This window comes from Paenibacillus sp. J22P51 (assembly GCF_059692215.1).
This window is the reverse complement of the sequence record NZ_JCAUAZ010000004.1, coordinates 141,641-161,189: the sequence shown is the minus strand read 5'-3', so window position 1 is coordinate 161,189 and position 19,549 is coordinate 141,641. Positions and strand designations below refer to the sequence as shown.

Here is a 19,549-nt window from a genome sequence, read left to right as displayed (position 1 = left end):
GCACAATTAAATTTTACAATATGTGGTAAGTATTTGATATGAAACGTTATACTTATTTTTATTCGCAAAACTGCCAGTTAGCTGAGAAGGCTGCCGATCCATTGCTGTCGGCAGCCTTCTCCTGATGTTTATTGAGCTATAGTTCCCAAGCTTACTTGATAAATCGAAGCCAGCCAATGTCGATGTTGCAGCCGGGAAGAAAAATGAGCGATACGGTGTTTTCGCCTGTGATCGATTCGTCTAGACTGAACACGGCACTGGCGTACTCATCCCCGCTTGCCACTTCTATCATTTTTCTGATTTCACGCTGGCCATCATCAGTAAACACGAGCTGTATCGAGTTTTGTGCGATGTTGGAACGCCAGCAAATTTCAATTTGTCCTGCGCCTAATTCACCGAAGTCCATATTTTCATATACGAGAGATACGTTATTCCCTATATTTTCAATCGTATCCTCACGAATGGTAAAGCAATCACCATAAACCGTTGTGACTTCAGTGGCCTTCAATTTTTGGAACGCCTTTTGATACTGGGAAAAGGTAAAGCCTTGGATGTGTACCTTTTGTCTAAACACAAGGCATAAGGTGGTCACACCGATCAGCCTACGCGGGAGCTTACAGACCACTTCCTGGTAAGTATTCCAAATTGAACCTTTGTCGTAGTGGATTGTGCTAAGATGCTCGCCGCCCTCCAAAGGCATTCCCTCCCAAATTTCAAAAGTAAAAGGGTCTTTACTCAAAGGGAATAGAGGCAAAGTAATCTCATCCGACCCGTAATCTCCAAAGTCCAAGTCTTGAAACCCGACATGACTTTCGCCATCTCTTAACGTAGCTACGCCACGCTCATTGCCATTGGTCAGCTCTACGTTGCTCGCATTGTACAGTCCGCCGGATACGAACTCATAAGGATTAATAAAGGGCTTCCCTAAGCCTTGAATTTGCAGTGTAATCATCGAGATAAAAGCAAAATGATTTCCGCCGTTTTTAGGGGAACAACGGACATAAACTTCGCCGTCTCCTCTAGGCTTGATGGTTGCGCTTTGTCCATCTTCAGATACCACAATCGTGGCCAACTGGCTATCAATACCAGCGGAATCTGTGACCCGCCAATATAAGTCGCTATAAGTTGCATGTTCTGGAAAAGTCTTTGCCATCACATGGTAACCGTCCACTGTCAATTGGATTTTGCGAATAGGCACTTCACTCTGATCTAATTTTGCATGAATGACAGGAACGCTATTACCAACCCGCTTTACAATGGCCAACAGCTTCCCGCTAAAGAGCCGCCTGGAGTCCGTCTGATACTGGTCATAGTCCGTAGCATCGCCGTTATCCAGTGCGAGCAATGTTCCGCTCTCGACGGATACCTGGACACGACAGTTGGCATTTTCAACGGGATTCCCTTGGAAATCCAAGGCTGTAATCGTTGTAAAAAGAAGCTCGCCTATGATTTCGTTCTCTAGCTGCAGCTTTACAGCATCACCAAAGGATGTTCTGCTCTGCTCTGCAATCTGTTTGCCATTTTCATCGTAAGCCACGGCGCGAAGCGTTCCAGTGCGATATTTGATTTGCCAATCCGCAACGATTTTATCGTGACCCAGCGACACAATACCTTGACTCTCCTCATTTACAAACAATTCTACTTGAGCAGCGTTGGAGCAGACTCTTACGTCGATGACCTGACCTTCCGAAAAATCCCAGTACGGATACAGATGGACAAAGGGCTCTTTTCGATAGTCAGTCCATGCAGCTTTAAACAAGTAATACGAATCTTTTGGAAAGCCTGCCGTATCAACATGTCCAAGATAGGTGTTCTTGGTGTGGTAAGGTGTTGGCTCGCCAAGGTAGTCCTGACCTGCCCAAATAAACTGTCCTAGTGAGAAAGGAGTGTCTGCGTCTGCTTTGATACACCATTCCACACTCTTGGCTCCCCAGCTTGTGGCGCTGTTGCCTAGAGCCGAACATTGCAGGTCATCGTCCGCTAGAATTGATTTTGACAGTGGAAAATGGTAAATGCCTCGGCTTTGCACCGTGGAACAAGTCTCGCTGCCATAGATGATCCAATCCGGATGCTCAGAATGATGCTTTACGTATAATGGCTCAGCATAGTTATAGCCGATTAGTTTGATAACGTCGGCGCATTTTTGCGTATTTTCCCAGGGCATGTAGTTGGAGCATAAGGTAACAGGCGCATGAACATTTGGATCATGCTTTTTTACCAATTCCATTAGGTAAGCCATCGTTGCTTTTCCAGACTCTGCATCTGCATGGGTATCATAAACTTCGTTGCCAATGCTCCATATGATAATCGAGGGATGGTTGCGATCCCGGCGAATCCAAGAGGCCACATCCTTTTCCGCCCATTCATCAAAGAAACGCGCATAGTCATGTTTCGTTTTTGGACGCTTCCAAACGTCGAATATTTCGCTCATGACAAGAAAACCCATTTCATCTGCAATATCGTTAAAAATGCTAGCGGGCGGGTTGTGAGCTGTACGGATTGCGTTGACTCCCATTTTACGGAATATCTCAAGCTGCCTGCGAATGGCGTCCGGGTAAACTGCCGCACCCAATCCGCCTAGATCGTGATGGAGGCAGACGCCATTTAACTTTACATGCCTGCCGTTGAGGAAAAATCCCCGATCTGTCGTATACTCGATCGTCCTAAAGCCAAAGCGGGTATCCACTGTATCTATAATCTCACCGTCAACAAAGAGTTCGCTTCGCAAGGTGTAGAGTTTTGGATTCTCAACGTCCCACTCTACGATTTCGTCATTCTTTTCTAAAAGCGTGTGGCGAACCTGATAAGGCATTCCTTCGGTTTCTACTTCCACATCTACTTCGTAACGCCACTGACCGCCAACTTTACGGGTCGTAATATAGATTCCGTCAGATACGAAGTGACAGGCGTTTTTTACAACCAGAAACACATCCCGATATATGCCCGCCCCTGTATACCATCGGGAGTTTGGCGCTTGATGAACTACCTTGAGCATTATGGTGTTTATGCTGTCTTTGCTAATAAAACCTGTAATATCAAATTCAAAAGCGGTGTACCCATACTTCCACTGACCCACCTCTTTGTCGTTTACAAACAAGGTACTGTCCATATACACGCCATCAAAGCGGATCAAAAGACGCTGTCCGTCTTTTACGTTACTTGCGTCTAGATCACGCTTATACCAGCCAATGTCATCTTTGTACAAATTTTTTGTATCTGCAATCAACCAGTCATGAGGAACGCTGACGGGTACAAACTCGTTTGGCTCCCCTTTTGCAAACTGCCAACCATCATTTAAGAGCTTCATACGAATCCCATGCCTCCATAAAAGCCTAGAGGCTTGCATGCGCAAGCCTCTAGGCATTATCAATCTTTTGCTCGTAGCATGCTCATGCTATTTTAGCTTTGTTTCTTTTCCGAAAGCTTTCTCCCATGCCGCTGTTCGCTCGTCGATAATCGCTTGACCGCCTGAACCGAGGTAATCCTTCATTCCTGCGTCAAATACAGCGTCAAATTTGTCAACAGGTGCCACAACAGCCTTGTTCAAGAGCGTATCACGTTTCTCTTTAAGTGCTTGACCTTGCCCGTCTTCTGCCTTGATAGCACCCACATTGGCATTTTTGCCTACACGTCCGTCATGCGTTGTAATTTGATTCGCTGTCTCAATATATTTGGCATCAACTCCAGCATAACCGTTGGCAATTGACTTGACTGTCTTAGCAGGATCCCCAAGGTCAAGACCATTGCTTGTGATCGTGTAGTCGATGTTTGCTGGAGAGTTCATAATTTTTTCGCCTGTTGCTGCAATTGTCTTCACGGAACCGTCTGGCAACGTTTGACGAGTAACGCCTTCTTCTCCAAATTGCAGGAATACGCGATTGTCAAGCTTGGAAATCCAATCTAAATAGAGCAGAGAAGCAATTGGTTCTTTGTTTGTAGCTGGGAAAAATATTTTACGGTCAACAGGACCTGATAAAAATTTCTTATAAACACCAGCATCGTTGGCAAATGGTTCAACAGCAATATAAGCTGCATCTGGGCCAACAAGCTTCTGAAGGCCTGCCTGAATGCTGTCGGCGCCGTTACGATACGGGTAATCCCAGTTGTGCATAAATGCGCCCACATAGCCCGCTTTCATGAGATTATCCTCCGTTTTATCTCCGGCAGGATAAAGTGCGAAATCCTTCCAAACCAGACCTTGGTTATACCACTTGTTCAACGTTTTTATGCCCTCTTTGTAATTCGGATAGAGGAAACGTCGATCGTCAAAGTCGTGAGTGTAGACATCCTTGTCTGTAATATTATTGGGTACGTAGGCCGCAGTCAAATGATCTGTACGCCAGCCGACGTCAAAGCTCGTTGAAAAAGGAATCATCTTGGCGGCATCTTTTCCTAAAAGTGTGGAAGCGTTGTCTTTAAATGCTTTTAGCATGTTTTCAAATTCTGGTAACGTTTTTGGCGCTTGAAGATTGAGCTTCTTTAACCAATCCTCGCGCACAAAGGTATTCGTGCGGTTAAGGGTGTTCAAACGAGATTCTATTGCCCACAAGGTTCCTTTGCTAGGATCTTTGTCCCAATAGATGTTTGCTTCGGTTAAATACTTCCACATGTCTGGCAGAAGGTCTTTATTATCTTTGAGAAGGGGGCCTAGGTCAAGGACACCGCCCATATTGGCGTACGTTTGGATTGTTGGATAAGAGTAGGTGAGACTGATATCCGGCGCTTGATTCCCTGCCAAAAGATTGTTAATCGCCTCGCCCTCTGTCCAACGTGGAACAGGAACAAAAGTAACGTCTACATTGTGGTCACGAAGCATTCCGTCTTTGATATATTTGGTATAGAAGTTGTTCTCTGGTTTGGTTCCTCCGGGATTACCACGGTCATAAATCTCTACTTTGATTTTACGAGTCTCCTTGAATTTGAGATTGGCATCGAGACCTAGCTTTTCTAGTGCAGCGTTGTTGCTAGGAGCATTAGAGGCAGGCGCTGAAGCTGATGGAGTTGATGACTCTGATGAAGCTGGTTTGTCGCTGGTGGTACATCCTGAAAGTGCTCCAGCAAGAATGGTACTAGTCGCTAGAACGGACAATGCTTTGCGAAATTTCATGTTTATTCCTCCCTATTTTTGTTTTCTATTTCTCATTGATTTATAAAAATTGACGTAGCCAATTCCTATCATGCGTTAAAATTAACCTTTTACCGCTCCGATTGTAACGCCGGAGATAAAGTATCTCTGCAGCCACGGATAAATGAGCAAAATCGGTACGGTTGCAAACATAACTGTTGCTGATTTAATCGTTTCAGACAGGCCTGGACTTGAAAAGCCCTCCTGCGTAGCCACCTCAATACTGCTGACACTATTAAGTATGTTATAAAGCAGCAATTGTATGGGGAAGTAGGTTCTATCGGACATAAACATCAAGGCATCAGAGAACCCGTTCCAGCGGCCCACTGCATAGAAAAGAGCCAGCGTTGCAAGCACAGGAGTGGAAAGCGGTAGATAGATGTTGATGAGTACCCTAAGAGGTCCTGCTCCATCGATTTCAGCGGATTCCCTAAGACTCTCCGGAATACCGAAGAAGAAGCTGCGCATGATGATTACATTAAATACACTAATGCAGTTTGGCAGAATCAGCACCAACGGATTATTGAGCAGGTGCAGCTCTTTCAACAGCAAATAGGTTGGGATTGTGCCTGCACTAAAGTACATCGTAAAGATAATGAGTGCTGTGATGATCCTTTTCCCTTTCAGGTTGTCATAGGTAAGCGGGTATGCACACATAATTGTCATTAACATCGACCAAAGCGTGGTAATCACGGTTAGTATGGCTGTCCATAACAGCGCCCATGTATATTTGGAATCTCCAAGTACCGTTGAGTAAGCATCGAAATTCAGTCCTACAGGCAGAAGTAAAACTTCATTTTTCACCAAGGAATTCGCAGAACTTAAAGATCGTGCCAATATATTCAACAACGGCAGGAGACAGACTAAAATACACAAGAAACACATGAAAGCGATAATCCAGTCTCCGATTCTAGTACCTTTTGATTTAATCATGTTATAGCCTCCTACCAGATGCCACGTTCGCCAAATTTTTTGGCCAGAGCGTTTGCTGCAAACAAAAAGATGACGCACACAACGGATTGAAATAGACCGACGGCAGTGGTAAGAGAGAATTGCAATCCACGGATACCGTTGTTATAGACGAAGATGGAAATAACGTTAGAAACTTCTGTGACAAGCTTATTGCTGAGTGCGTAAGGTCTATCAAAGTCACTGCCCAAAATACGCCCAAGGCTTAGAATCAGCATAACAATGATCGTAGGACGAAGTCCTGGCAGCGTAATGTGCCAAATATTGCGTATACGACTTGCTCCATCCACCGATGCGGCCTCGTACAGTTCTGGGTTGATCCCTGTAATGGCTGCCAGATAGATGATGGTATTCCAACCGCAGCTTTGCCATATGCCCAGTAAAATGTAGGTGACCACCCAATGCCCAGGTTCATTCAGAAACGGAATTGATGCAAAACCCATCTTGTTTAGCATGATGTTGACAAGCCCTGTAGTCGGCGCAAAAAGCTGGAGTGCCATACCTGAAATGATAATCCATGATAAAAAGTGCGGCATATAGACAATCGTTTGGGTGAATCGCTTAAAACGCTTGAACGCGAGTTCATTTAAGAGAACGGCCAGAATAATAGGTGCAGGGAAGCCAAACAGTAAGTCAAGAAAGTTAAGACCGATGGTGTTTCTAAGTGAATAAAGAAAGTCACGATTAGAAAAGGCCTTAATAAAATATTCGAACCCATTATTTCCTGCCCAATCCATCTCCGATGGGCTTTTTACAATGCTGTAGTTTTTGAATGCAATTTGAATGTAGCCCATAGGTATGTAACGGAAAATGATAAAGAAGGCCATCGGGAGAGCCAACATCACATAGAGAATCCAGTAACGTTTCATATACCTGATCGATTGACTTTTATTTGTAATTACCATATCTGCACCGCCTTACATATAAATTTTTCTTCCCTTTTCATCGTCAATTCCTGTTTTGCGATAGAAATACGTATTCACTTGATCTCGCCACTCACAAGCATTGAGAAGTTGAAGTTGAAGTCGCTCTTTCACCGAGTTAAAGGCTTCCTGTGGAACTCGGTTCTCCAGAGTCTCCCAGGATTGTAACAATGCTTCCGTTTGCTGAGCACCCTCAAAGTGACTGTCATATATGTACTGAAGCAATGTGCGTCCGTCTTTCATTTTGTAGTCGTACCGAACTCGATGGAAAAACAGCAATAGTTCCTCCGGACAACTTTCTATATGGTCATACATCCTTTGTAGTGACTCTGGATACTGAAGTGTAAATCCCGTTCCTTTGGAAGTTCGATTGACACCAATCGCATCAAAGCTTGCTCTGTGATAAGTCCCCCATTTTGAAAACTCATAGCCGTCAACATTAGGCCCGTAGTGAGAATTCGGATTTACCATAAAGCCAATACCAAGAGGCGCTGTATAGCTCTCGTAAATCCCTCTTGATTTAAGCAGCATCTCCTCCATAGTTTGGCGTCCATGCTCATCTGTTTCAAACGTGATCTGAATCCACTCACGGATCAACTCTTTAGCAGTAAGCTCCGGATTCCACGCCATTCTCCCAAAGGCGTACAGATTGGACTGTGCAAGGGTGTTACCTGTCCAGTTCATGTTATTGCCTGTGTTTGTAACCGCTGTCACAGCAACGATTTCTTGACCAAACAAACTTTTCAACTGCTTCCTTTTATCAACTTCTGTTGTCAAAATTTCTTCCCACTGAACAGCTAGGCCGAACAGGTCGACTTGCTGGCCTGTGTACTCCTGAGCAATTTGAAACTCAATGGCCTCACGGGTGTTTTTAAGGCTTGAAAAAAGAGGCGATACTGGCTCTCTCGTCTGAAAATCTACAGGGCCATTTTTGATTTGAAGAATGACGTTCTGATCAAATGTACCATCCAGTGGCTGAAAGTGCTTATAAGCCGCCATTGGACGGTCGGTTTGCGCATCTCTCCAGTCCTGCTGGCAGTTATACACGAAGCAGCGCCAAAAGACCAACCCTCCAAATGGAGCGACCGCTGCGGCAATCGTATTGGCACCGTCTGCCTGAGTTCGTCCAAAGGCCTCCGGTCCGCCTCTAAACTCTGAGTCCGCTTTCACCAAATAACCTAAAAAATCCGGGATTTTATCGTATACAACCGCGGATTGAGCTTTCCAAAATTCCTTAACTCCCTCATCCAGTGGATCAGAGGTTGTAAGCCCGCCGACGATCATCGGTGCATCAAAATGGACGGATACCAATAATCGGATGCCAAAAGGTCTAAACAGCGCAGATAGTTCTGCCATGTCAGAAAGCAGCGGTTCAGCAATCAGACCCGCACTTACTTTGTTCACGTTCACATTGTTAATGCAAATTCCATTAATTCCGATGGAAGCCATCAGTCGGGCATAATTTTTAATTCTTTCTTCATCGTAATCAAATTTATTATTAAGGAAGAAGAAAGAATTACCGGCATATCCGCGTTCAATGTGCCCATCCATGTTGTCCCAATGATTAATAATGCGATAGTCCACTTTGGGTGCGGATCGTTCATGAATCTTTTCCATGCTCTCTCCAGTGGCAAGACGGTTTAGGAAGCGATAAACACCATATAAGAGAGCATTCTTACTGCCGCCTGCGATCTCGAATCCATTGTCCAGTGGGGTAAGTGAAAACTCCTCATGCTCCAAGTCATCTACTTTTAATTGCAGCGTGTACTCAGCGCATTCTTGAATTTCTCCCCATAGGCGAATTAGACCTAGATGACATTCTTGATGGATAAAATCTAAATCGAAGCCTGCACTGATTCGCAAAGCTTTAGGCTCTAGACTGGATTTTGGCTGCAGCCAAGCATTGTATTCGGAATATATACGTCCCGCGTGATCCATGAAGCACCTCTATCAAATAAATTAAAGCGTTTTCATCAACTACAAAATATAGGGTGTGAATTTAATATTTTATTCATAATATGTTCATCGTGCAGCACCTATAAAGATAGCCAAAACACTTTTGTTCCTTCATATAGAACTTAGCATTCAAGATACCTTTCAACAATAGTCTGAATATAGTTAACAATGCCTAATTAAAGATATTATTTGTAAAAAAAAAAGACTAGCGTACGCTAGTCTGGTTGATTTCTGAGACATTGTGATGGCGAATAGCCTTTGATCAATTTAAATTGCTTTCGAAAGTGCGACAGATCGCTATACCCGCAACGCTCTGCGGCTTCGGTTACGTTGCATTCGCCATTTTGCAGCATGTCCTCTGCATGATTAATTCTCGTTTGCGTCAAGTATTGATTGACCAGTATTCCCGTTTCATTTTTAAATAGTGCACCAAAGTATACCGTATTGAGCCCAACGAGATTTGCAATCTCTTTTACAGTAACATTGCTCGCGTAGTTTTCAGATATATAGTTGATCGCCTTTTTCACCCGATAGTCTGATCTTGCGGGGTCTTTTTTTAAGAGAATCAGCTCAAACAATCTGTGCATGATAACAAGCAGCAGACCTCTGGTTTTTGTTCGATACCCTGTTTCTTTACGAACCCAGGCATTGGATAGCTCACGAAAGAGCCCGATGAGATCGCTTTTAATCCCAATGTGCGTCAGCAAAGGAAGAGGCAGGTCGGCTTGTTGTCCGTTCATGTCATAGAGTTTAAAGTTAGCGGAGTACACGTTCATAAGGTCATCGACGACGCAGTGGGCCATACGAATACTTCCGCGTGGAATGCAAAGAAGATCACCGCGTTTCACCTCGTATTGTACGCCATTAATTGTATAAATTCCTCTCCCTTCTATGACATAGGTGATGTCACAAAATGAGATTTCATTTTTTGCAATTTCCCATGTGGGTGTGCACTTTCTATATATTAAGTAACCGATATCAGGTACTAAGAAGTCGTTAATTTCTACTGACAAATTGATCTCCCTCCCAAATAATATCTTTAATTTATACCCTATTACTATAGTTCAACCATTGTCAATAAAAAATGTCGACGTTATGCGTAAAGAAACGAAACAATATTACATCTAATATAAGTTTAAGTCCAATACCCGTTATCAAGCCAACTATTAACCGTCAAATTCTCTTCCTTTCAACCAAAACCGTTTAATGAATAAAAAGATCGTCTCTCTTATAGGAGAACGATCTTTTTTATTAATTAACCCCATTAATTAATTCTGATAATTAGCTTACTTTAACAGCGATGCACATGTGTATGTGTCATGTCCTCATGGTCCAAGTTGAGAAAAGGCAACCGATAATTGGACCGGCTGCCATCATGCTTACTTTTTGAACTATCGTTCTGCGTTAGCTTAACAAGCCCTTCACTAAATTTCTAAACGGATTAGTTCTATCTCCTTGCTAGTGCTACAGATAAGTAGGCAAGGAAATACATACGGAACGTAAGAACCCGTGCCTCCAAGGACTATCTTATAGTATTGTTCCTCTCCATTCTGGACTATATTACTACCCGATATTTTTATTTCTAGGACCTCAATTGCTGTTTTGGGTAATAATAATGCCTTAACTCTTTTACCTTCTTTCTCAATAAAACAGCCTTCTTCTATATGGGCAACAAACTTGGTTTCATCTTCACGAAAGTCTTCTGGGTCTAGAAGATAAATTTCCGCGATTCTACCATCCCTCTTATAAAAATAATCACCATGTCTTTTCATGAAGATTTTCCCTATTATCTTAAAAAATCTAAACGTTTTACCATGAAAGGTACCATAAGCGAAAAGCAATATAGCAATTCCAATCACCATCAGATTCTTTAACGGTTCGTCCTTAATATACATAATGTAGTCTAATGAAATATCATTAAGATTACTTAAGTTAAATGGGATTTTAGCCGTTAAAAAAATACTTGTAATCATAGCAATAAATATTTGCGACGCACACAATAGCCCAACCATATACCTTATCGGCCATACATTGATTTCCTCGTGAGAATTCTTGTTGTAGATATAAATAATTCCCATTTGTCCGAAAATCGGAATCAATAAGAAGTTGATTTTTAACAAGTAAATCGAAATTCCATAAACAATTCCAAAAACTAGAACTAGAAGAGATATTTTAAGTAGCACTATTAGCCAGTTTGTTTTTCTCTGTTCCTCTATTCCTTGACTATCCTTATTGATAAATTCAAGGTCACAAGGCTGCATGTTCATTTGTGACCTAATCGTTGAATACAACGTTTCAATATCGATGCTCGCAAATAAAGAAATAGGAATTCTGATTGAGAACATCCCTCCGTACATATTGTTTAATTCAGTCCAAAAGGATTGCTTACTTTTCCTTATCTTGTCTTTAAGAATTAGTCCAATAAAAGTATTATGACTTTGGGTAAACACCTGGACGTCATAGATTTCATTCCAATGAGCCTTCTTAGTCCCAAATGCAGCTGTAAACTCGATAAAATCCTGGGTTATCTTTAGGGATTGTCGCCGAAGGATACCTGCAAACACCCATGCGTATAGGAAAATAGATACTAATATAGTACAGAGCAACTTGAAGGCTATTTCTATATAACCTCCATTAGTTGGGAGAAATAGGAATGCTCCGAATATCCCAATTAAGAAGATGAAGAGTAGATGCATAGACCACTTCATTTTTGACCGTTGCTCAAACGGTAAGGCATAATTTCCATTCACCGGTTGTAATCTCAATTGTTTCCCTCTAATCTTTCTAATTATTCTTAAATTGATTTGAATTCGCTGTAAACAAAATATTATCAACAAGTTCTAACGTACCATAAAACCAATATCTTAAATACAAACAAATTGTTCCTCTAATCTGCCCGTTACTTCAACGAACGACGGCAACCGATCACGCGACCGGTTTGCCGTCATGTCGTGATGCTATCGTCTACCGATAGAGCACAATAACAACAATGGATAGGGAACAGAACAAACGAAGATCGATTGCTCTTTCATCCAAGGCAAAACGCGCTCTGCCGTCCTTTGGAGGCAGAGCGCGTTTCGTTATTCTTATGATGCTTCCGTATATCGTTTGAAACTATCCAGAATCGCTTGCCAACCCGCCTGTTGGAATTCAACGGGGTTAGTGCTCTCTGCGTCGAAGATTTCAACGACCTTCGTGGCCTCGCCTTAATCGACGAACGCAATATCCACTTTCCGTCCGTCTCCCAATGTGTAGGCAATCGTCTCATGCAGCTTCACTTCGTCGTAAACTCCGCTAAAATCAAAACCCATGCTGCCATCTTTCGCTTCCATCCTTGTCAGGAATTCGCCGCCGACTCTCAAATCGTTCTCCGCTCTTGGCGCATGCCATTCCTCGGAAGGTTGATACCACTTCGTAATGTGGTCCGGCTCGGTCCAATAGCTCCATACTTTTGCTACAGGGGCTTGAACGACGGTCTCTACGGATACTTTCGTTGGATTGCTTGTTTCCATTATGAAGGACACCTCTTTACGGGAATTTTGTTTCTCACTAACATAGACAAATGCCATTGGTCGATCTAATTTGAAACGTCCTCCTTCCATCATATTCGAATCATCCGACAGCCACAAGGCGAAACGGCTACGTCGTCCTTTGGTGGCGGGGCGCATTTCGTACCAAGAAATATAGAGGATTGTCCTCATGTTCATGTCTGGTTAAGCTATTATTTCCCGTTAGCTCAATCGATTTTTGCAATTCATCTCACGTCATAGATTAAATCCATTGCACCTTCTGACACATCACCCACCCTTTCTTTGTTGCCTATCGTCCAAAAAATTAAGCCTTAAAGGTTACGCCTAATTTAATGCTTTTTTCTGGTGAGCGATCTACATATTCCTCGTATCCGTCTGCAACTTCTGAAAAAGGAATGACAGGATCAACTATTTCTTCACAATTCACCTGATTCGATTCCAACAAACTCCAACACACCTCTTGAATTCGTTTCCAGCTCCAACGCGGATAATCCGGGTTGGGCTCACTGCAAGCTCGGGAAAAAACAATTTTCGCATTATTAAAATGTGCTTCCATACCAAAGTTTAACCCGCCTTTGAATGGTCTCGCCCAGCCAACAAACGCTATCGTTCCCCCATAGGCTAATCCTCGTAAGCAAGCTTGTAGAGCATGTTCATTTGCACTTGTTTCGATGATAACATCGACACCTAGCTTGTCGGTCGATTTTTTCAGTTCCAACCCAACATCTTGAGACAAAGGATCAAATGCTTCATCTGCTCCTGCACGGATCGCAGCTTCTCTTCTTTTCTGGATGGGGTCGATAACGGCAACGTAGCTGGCACCAGCCAACTTAGCCATTTGAGCCGCAATGGCGCCTATGGCACCAAGTCCAGAAATAGCCACTCGATCTCCCAGCTTCACTTGTCCATCTCGAATGCCGCCTAAAGCAAATTGGGCGGGGTCGAAGCATACTGCATTTTTCCACAACATTTCTTCGGGCATTTTCATTAACCGCTTAGGGTTGATTGTGTTTACCACATGCGATTCTCGAATGCCGCCATAACCACACAATCGTTCTCCAACTTTATACCCTTGGACTTCAGGTCCGATTTCCGTAATTCGGCCTACCCATTGATTTCCAATATTCCAATTACCAAATCGAGTTCCTACAACCTCAGCTTGGTTGGGCATAAATGCATGCCATTCATGATCATAAACGGTTTCCATCTGGTTACGTTCTCCGCGAAAATCAGCCAATTCAGATCCGTGCTTTGGAGACGCATATTCAACTTGAACTCTAACTTGACCTGAACCGAGTGGAGCTTCCTCATAGTTTAATAATTCTGCTTTACGTGGGGCTGTTGCGACTAGCTGCTTTGGCATTTGGTGCCTCCTAATCATTTTATATAGATATTTATCACTGATACAGGTTAATTAATTTTCACCCATTGCTGCTTTCGATGACTCTCTAGAATAGCATCCAAGACATTCATTATCTGATTTCCTTCTTCAAAGTTGGCAAATGACCGGATGGGTAATGATTCATTCGCCATTTTACTTCGAATTACAGCATAAAAATCAATCAACATATTTTTTAAAGCATCCGGCCAGCCTTCTTGATGCCCGCCAGGATAATGTAAAAGCTTGGAAGCCGATTCAGAAAGTATTCGCGGGTCAGAGATCAGTTCTTGACTCGCTTGATCTCGTTGACCAATCCATAGTGAATGGGGTTGTTCTTGATTCCAAGCTAATGACCCTTTATCCGCGGCAATTTCAAAGAACAGCTTGTTTTTTCGACCGGCACTCACTTGTGAGATTGTAAATACTCCTTGAATACCATCTTCAAAATGAACGAGTACGCTTCCATAGTCTTCCGTTTCCATAGAAATTTCCTCATACTCCATCTCCGAATGCACCTCGAAGGTATTCGCTTTTTTATTCGGCTTTAACCGAACAGGATGAACGACCTTCAAATCAGCAAATACTTTTACAATTTTTTTACCTAATACGTATTGGACCGTATCACACCAATGGGAGCCTATGTCTGCTAAAGCGCGTGAAGCACCATTATATTTCGGCTCTAGTCGCCAATTGTAATCCGTATTGTTTAACAACCAATCCTGTAAAAAGCAGCCATAGACCAGGTTTACTTTGCCATATTTCTGCGTACTGAGCTTATGTTTGATTTCTGCAATCAGTGGATAATGACGATAATTGAATGCTACACCGCTAATTCCCATACTACTTTGAGCCAATAAGGCGAGCTCTTTTGTCTGGACACTGTCCATCCCTAAAGGTTTTTCAGATAATATATGCTTTCCCGCTAATAGAACCTCGCGATTAATGTCATAATGCACATAGTTTGGCGTGCAGTTGTGAACGGCCATAACGTCGTTGTCTTGAATGAGTTCACTCGCATTCCCATATGCCTTTGGAATTCCATATTCTTCAGCTACTTGCTGCGCTTTCTCCAAACTGCTAGCCGCAATAGCTTTTACTTGTAAATAAGGAATACGCCGAATCGCTTCAATATGAGCTTGTGCTGAAAAACCTGTTCCGATAATCCCGATATTAATGACCTTCATTACAGCTTCTCCAAGGGTACCGTTTTGCCAAATTGAATGGAAGGTCCATCTGTTGGAGCAACCCACTGAGCGGCATTTGCGATTACTTTCATGATTTGTGAGTTATGATAGGTTGGATACGTTTCGTGCCCAGGTCGAAAATAAAAAATCTTCCCTTTGCCGCGTGTATACGTACATCCGCTCCTAAAAACTTCCCCACCTGCAAACCAGCTAAGAAAAATTGTGCTTTCCGGCTCTGGAATGTCAAAAAACTCCCCATACATTTCCTCTTTCTCTAGCTCAATATATTCACCTATTCCTTCAACGATCGGATGGCTAGGATTAATGACCCATAATCGCTCTTTTTCACCAACTTGCCGCCATTTCAAATCACAGGAGGTACCCATTAATTTTTTGAAAATTTTCGAAAAATGACCGGAATGAAGAACAATCATTCCCATGCCTTCGAGAACCCGTTTATATATTTTTTGCACAATCGTATCTTGTACCTCTTCATGTGCTTTATGTCCCCACCAAATCAAAACATCCGTTTCACTAAGAACCTTATCCGTAAGACCATGCTCATCCTCATCCAAAGTGGCCGTCTTGACATTTACACCTTCTTGTCGCAAAGCTTGTGCAATCACCGTATGGATGCCATCCGGATAAATTGCAGCTACAGCCCCGTTCGATTTTTCATGTCGATATTCATTCCAAACGACAATATTCAATGATTTTTCCTCCTTTTGATTATTAGCTGCAGCCCCTGGGACATTTAATATATTCCATGTTTCTAAACTTTTAAACTGCATCAACATTTACTCTTCGCGAGGAGCCGAGAAGTATTGTCCTAATAATGGAAGTAGTGGCATGACGAATTAATTCAGGGGCTCTGCTTATAGCCTCATCAAGTGTCATAGGAGATTGGGCTGCGCCGATAATCACGTCCAATCCTAGATCGTACAACGAATCCACATCGCACGTGATCCCTCCGGAAATGCAAATGACAGGTTTATTCCATTTTTTTGCCACCCTTGCTACACCAATAGGACTCTTGCCATAACTGCTCTGTAAGTCGGTGCGTCCTTCGCCCGTAATGACAAGATCAGCTTGCTCCACCCATTTTTCGAATTTGACGGCTTCCAATACGATATCAATTCCACTAGCCATGGTCGCGGAAAGAAAGGCCATCAAACCTCCGCCTAATCCTCCAGCAGCTCCCGCTCCCTTGACATTCGTTATGTCTAAACCCAATTGTTCCTGGATTAATGCACTCAGATGCAGTAAGCCCCGGTTAAGGATCTCCACCATTTCTTTGGTAGCGCCTTTCTGCGGACCAAATACAGCTGAAGCGCCCTCCGGGCCACACAGCGGATTGGTCACGTCGCTGGCAATAATAATCTCGCAACCGGCGATACGCGGGTCGATGCCCGACATGTCAATGCGGTTGATATGTCCCAGTTGACCGCCGCCAAACGAAATTTCTTGATCAAATGCATCGTAAAAGTGAACGCCTAAGGCTTGAGCCATTCCCACTCCACCGTCGTTTGTTGCACTGCCACCAATGCCGATAATGATTTTGCAGCATCCCTTATCAAGGGCCGCTTTAATTAATTGACCAGTACCATACGTCGTCGTCATTAATGGATTTAATCGCTGTTTCGGAACAAGCATCAACCCAGACGCCTCCGCCATTTCAACAACGGCTGTTCTCTCGTCCCCGAGTATTCCGATAACTGCCGTCACGGGTTCACCCAAAGGTCCGATTACATCAACCCGATGAAGTTGTCCTTCTGTTGCGCTTACAATTGCATCCGTCGTTCCTTCTCCCCCATCGGCAAGCGGGATTCGGATCACCTCTGCTTCGGGCATCACATCTCTTATTCCTTGTTCAATCCAGAACGCGACGTCCTTGGCACTTAGACTCCCTTTATAGGAATCAGGTGCAACTATAATTTTCATTCCATCCGCACGATTCAAATTAATCCACCGTCCTTATAAATTCGGGCAGGGAATTAGGATTGTACAAGAAATCCATACAATCCCATTCAGAAAACCATAAATGTATTTAATTATGTCTGCTTGTCGCCTCTAGGCAAGATTTAATATATTGGACCGACTGCCGGTAAAGAGTATCCTCTGGCTGTCCCAAAACACGGCATTCAAATGTCAAGAATCCGTTATATCCGATTTCCCTCAAAGCGTTGAATCCCGAAATGAAATCCATATGTCCATCCCCTGGCTGGAAACGGTGGCTGTCGGCGAGATGCACATGACCGAGATGTTCCTTTACAGTCCGGATGCTTTCCGCAATGTCACGTTCTTCAATATTCATATGAAAAAAATCCGCAATCACCTTCACTCGTGAGAATCCCCCCGCCTCAATAAGCTTGACGGCATCGGACAAGGTATTAATCATATAATCCTCGTAACGATTTAGCGGTTCCAAGTAAAGATTTGTACCCGTTTGTTCGGCTATTCTGTTGATTTTGTCCAGAGAATCCAATAGGACTTTCCGGTCTTCCTCTTCAGAGCGTGGAGAAATTAGCGGCGGTAATCGCTTGGAGAACATCCCCCATGCGGCAGGGACGACAATCCCTTTCCCTGAGATATCGGATAAGCGCCGTAAGATTTCACCGATATCGGTAATTGCTTGTTGACGCTTCTCCTCATTGAAATCACCGATCCAGCCGCGATATCCCCCGCAAGCTGTAACTACGGGAAGACCTGTTGCGGCTACGGCTCTTTTCACTTCATCGAATCGTTCCGTCAAAAGCTTACCGTCAATTTCGAAAGCCTCGAAGCCCATAGATTGTACAGTCTCGAATTTTTCTTCCAGAGAATAAGGAAAGAAGGGTTTATCCTGCGTTGACAATTTCATCGTGTAACACCCTCCCATTTTGCAAATCTTAATGCTTACGATTCGATCCTATTTTAGAACGCTGGATTTTTGCAAATCTTTCATCATGTAATCTCTGAGCTGATTGCCCTTATATTTCTCGTTGTAGTTACTAATAAATTCATTCCATCCAGCGTCATCAAGCGATGCATTCGAGTACATAAATTTAAAGACCATTTCCTCGACATATTTGTCTAATCCCGCTGAAATTTCGGAATGATCCTTCGCGTATCCCATTTTGTAAACATTACCGTTTCGTTGAACCTCGCTTAATAGCTGCTTTTGCTGGTCATAGATGACAGGATCAGGGAAGTAAGCTTTTAATACGTCAGGATCTCTCATTTTGATAGGTGCTTCACCGGTTAAAGAATAAGCGCCTAAATAGTCATTTTGTTTCCCAGATATGATCTCGGTCTTTCCATCGACTTTTTTATGGTTGACCCCATCGACGCCGTATAGCAGCAACTGTTCTCCAGCTCCCCCGTTCATCCAATTGAACAGCTCGATGATCCGCTTTACTTTTTCAGGATCCTTTCCAGCTTTGGTTGTAATCCCCAATACGCCGCCTGGGGTATTACTGTTACCATTATTAAATCCAATCCCGGCAGGTCCCGTAACCGGAGGTAAATAGACAAGCTCTGCCTTTGGATTGATTTTTTTCATATTTTTAACGATTTCTACCGGGTAGCCGTTATTTACGAATATGCCGATCTGCCCTTGCTCTGCCTTTTGGATGACACGGTCTGCATTGTTCGTCACGATATCAGGATCAATAGCTCCCGTTTTCACCATTCCCTGCATGTATCCCAAATAATTTCGGAATTCAGGGCTTATAGGTCCTCCTTTTAATTTCCCGCTCTCATCCACGTAATACTTGGCATCCGTATTGCCGGTAAAGGCGGAGATCAGTTGGGCAAAAGCCTGACATGTGGAACAAGAACCCGTTGCACTTAAGCCAAAGGTGTCGTTCTTGCCGTTTTTATCCGGATCGTTCTTAGCGAAGGCGGTCATTACATTTTTCAGTTCTTCGGTTGTTTTCGGCATCGGAAGTCCGAGCGCATCCAACCAATCCTTGCGAATATAGAGAGCAGATTGCCCAGGCGGTACCCTCACAGGCAATCCATGATAATTGCCATTTGCATCAGACATGATATTGAGCATACCCTGAGTCAGATATCCCATGTTGGAAGGCGCATTTTTCAATGTAAGCACATCGTTTAATGGAATAATATAACCCTCGGATTGTGCCTTTAAATAATCTTTAAAATTAAAGAACATAATCGCATCCGGCAGATCGTTGGCAGCTACGCGTGCCCCCAGTTTGGCTCTCCAGTCGTCCGATTTGCCGGATGAGAAACCGTACTTCAGATTAATGTTAAGGTCTTTTTTAATTTGCTGTAGTACAACATCTTTGTCCGGTGCGGGAAAATCCACATTAATCGGAAACCATCTTTCCACTTCAATGTCTATCGGTGTGGAAGCTTTATTGCCCCCTACTTCACCCGCATTTTTCGGGGCTTCCTTAGCACAACCAGAGATTATAACAAGGATTAAGCTAAATGTTAACAAACGCATAAGTAAACTTCTCATAGAATCCCTCTTT

At 43.3% G+C, this 19,549-nt stretch carries 13 protein-coding genes and 1 pseudogene; all 14 read right to left on the bottom strand.

Annotated elements, in window-relative coordinates; genetic code table 11:
• Positions 1–151: 151 nt before the first annotated feature.
• Positions 152–3,307, bottom strand: a complete 3,156-nt coding sequence (locus AC58QC_RS11630) for a glycoside hydrolase family 2 TIM barrel-domain containing protein (RefSeq protein WP_497415303.1) — start codon at positions 3,305–3,307, stop codon at positions 152–154.
• Between the two features lie 87 nt (positions 3,308–3,394).
• Entirely contained in the window at positions 3,395–5,107 is a 1,713-nt protein-coding gene (locus AC58QC_RS11625; protein WP_497415302.1) for a type 2 periplasmic-binding domain-containing protein, read from the bottom strand.
• Positions 5,108–5,188: 81 nt separating this feature from the next.
• A complete protein-coding gene (locus AC58QC_RS11620; RefSeq protein WP_497415301.1) occupies positions 5,189–6,058 on the bottom strand; it encodes a carbohydrate ABC transporter permease in 870 nt (289 codons plus the stop codon).
• An 11-nt stretch (positions 6,059–6,069) separates the two neighbouring features.
• Positions 6,070–6,999, bottom strand: coding sequence for an ABC transporter permease (locus tag AC58QC_RS11615; RefSeq protein WP_497415300.1), 930 nt, complete (start codon positions 6,997–6,999; stop codon positions 6,070–6,072).
• Positions 7,000–7,011: 12 nt separating this feature from the next.
• Entirely contained in the window at positions 7,012–8,955 is a 1,944-nt protein-coding gene (locus tag AC58QC_RS11610) for an alpha-glucuronidase (RefSeq protein ID WP_497415299.1), read from the bottom strand.
• 233 nt (positions 8,956–9,188) lie between these two features.
• A complete protein-coding gene (locus AC58QC_RS11605; RefSeq protein ID WP_497415298.1) occupies positions 9,189–9,986 on the bottom strand; it encodes an AraC family transcriptional regulator in 798 nt (265 codons plus the stop codon).
• 411 nt (positions 9,987–10,397) lie between these two features.
• A complete protein-coding gene (locus AC58QC_RS11600; protein WP_497415297.1) occupies positions 10,398–11,738 on the bottom strand; it encodes a hypothetical protein in 1,341 nt (446 codons plus the stop codon).
• A gap of 321 nt (positions 11,739–12,059) precedes the next feature.
• Positions 12,060–12,485: pseudogene (locus AC58QC_RS11595) on the bottom strand (SRPBCC family protein).
• Between the two features lie 322 nt (positions 12,486–12,807).
• Positions 12,808–13,866, bottom strand: a complete 1,059-nt coding sequence (locus AC58QC_RS11590; RefSeq protein WP_497415296.1) for a zinc-dependent alcohol dehydrogenase — start codon at positions 13,864–13,866, stop codon at positions 12,808–12,810.
• A gap of 47 nt (positions 13,867–13,913) precedes the next feature.
• Positions 13,914–15,068, bottom strand: a complete 1,155-nt coding sequence (locus AC58QC_RS11585; RefSeq protein WP_497415295.1) for a Gfo/Idh/MocA family protein — start codon at positions 15,066–15,068, stop codon at positions 13,914–13,916.
• Positions 15,068–15,778, bottom strand: coding sequence for a ThuA domain-containing protein (locus tag AC58QC_RS11580; protein WP_497415294.1), 711 nt, complete (start codon positions 15,776–15,778; stop codon positions 15,068–15,070). Before AC58QC_RS11580 ends, AC58QC_RS11585 begins: the two co-directional genes overlap by 1 nt.
• Positions 15,779–15,848: 70 nt before the next feature.
• On the bottom strand, positions 15,849–17,027 hold the full coding sequence (locus AC58QC_RS11575; RefSeq protein ID WP_497415293.1) for a glycerate kinase: 1,179 nt from the start codon (positions 17,025–17,027) through the stop codon (positions 15,849–15,851).
• 88 nt (positions 17,028–17,115) lie between these two features.
• Positions 17,116–17,928: a TIM barrel protein gene (locus tag AC58QC_RS11570; RefSeq protein ID WP_497415292.1), complete on the bottom strand. Its 813-nt coding sequence runs from the start codon at positions 17,926–17,928 to the stop codon at positions 17,116–17,118.
• 48 nt (positions 17,929–17,976) lie between these two features.
• A complete protein-coding gene (locus AC58QC_RS11565) occupies positions 17,977–19,536 on the bottom strand; it encodes an extracellular solute-binding protein (RefSeq protein WP_497415291.1) in 1,560 nt (519 codons plus the stop codon).
• Positions 19,537–19,549 lie beyond the last annotated feature (13 nt).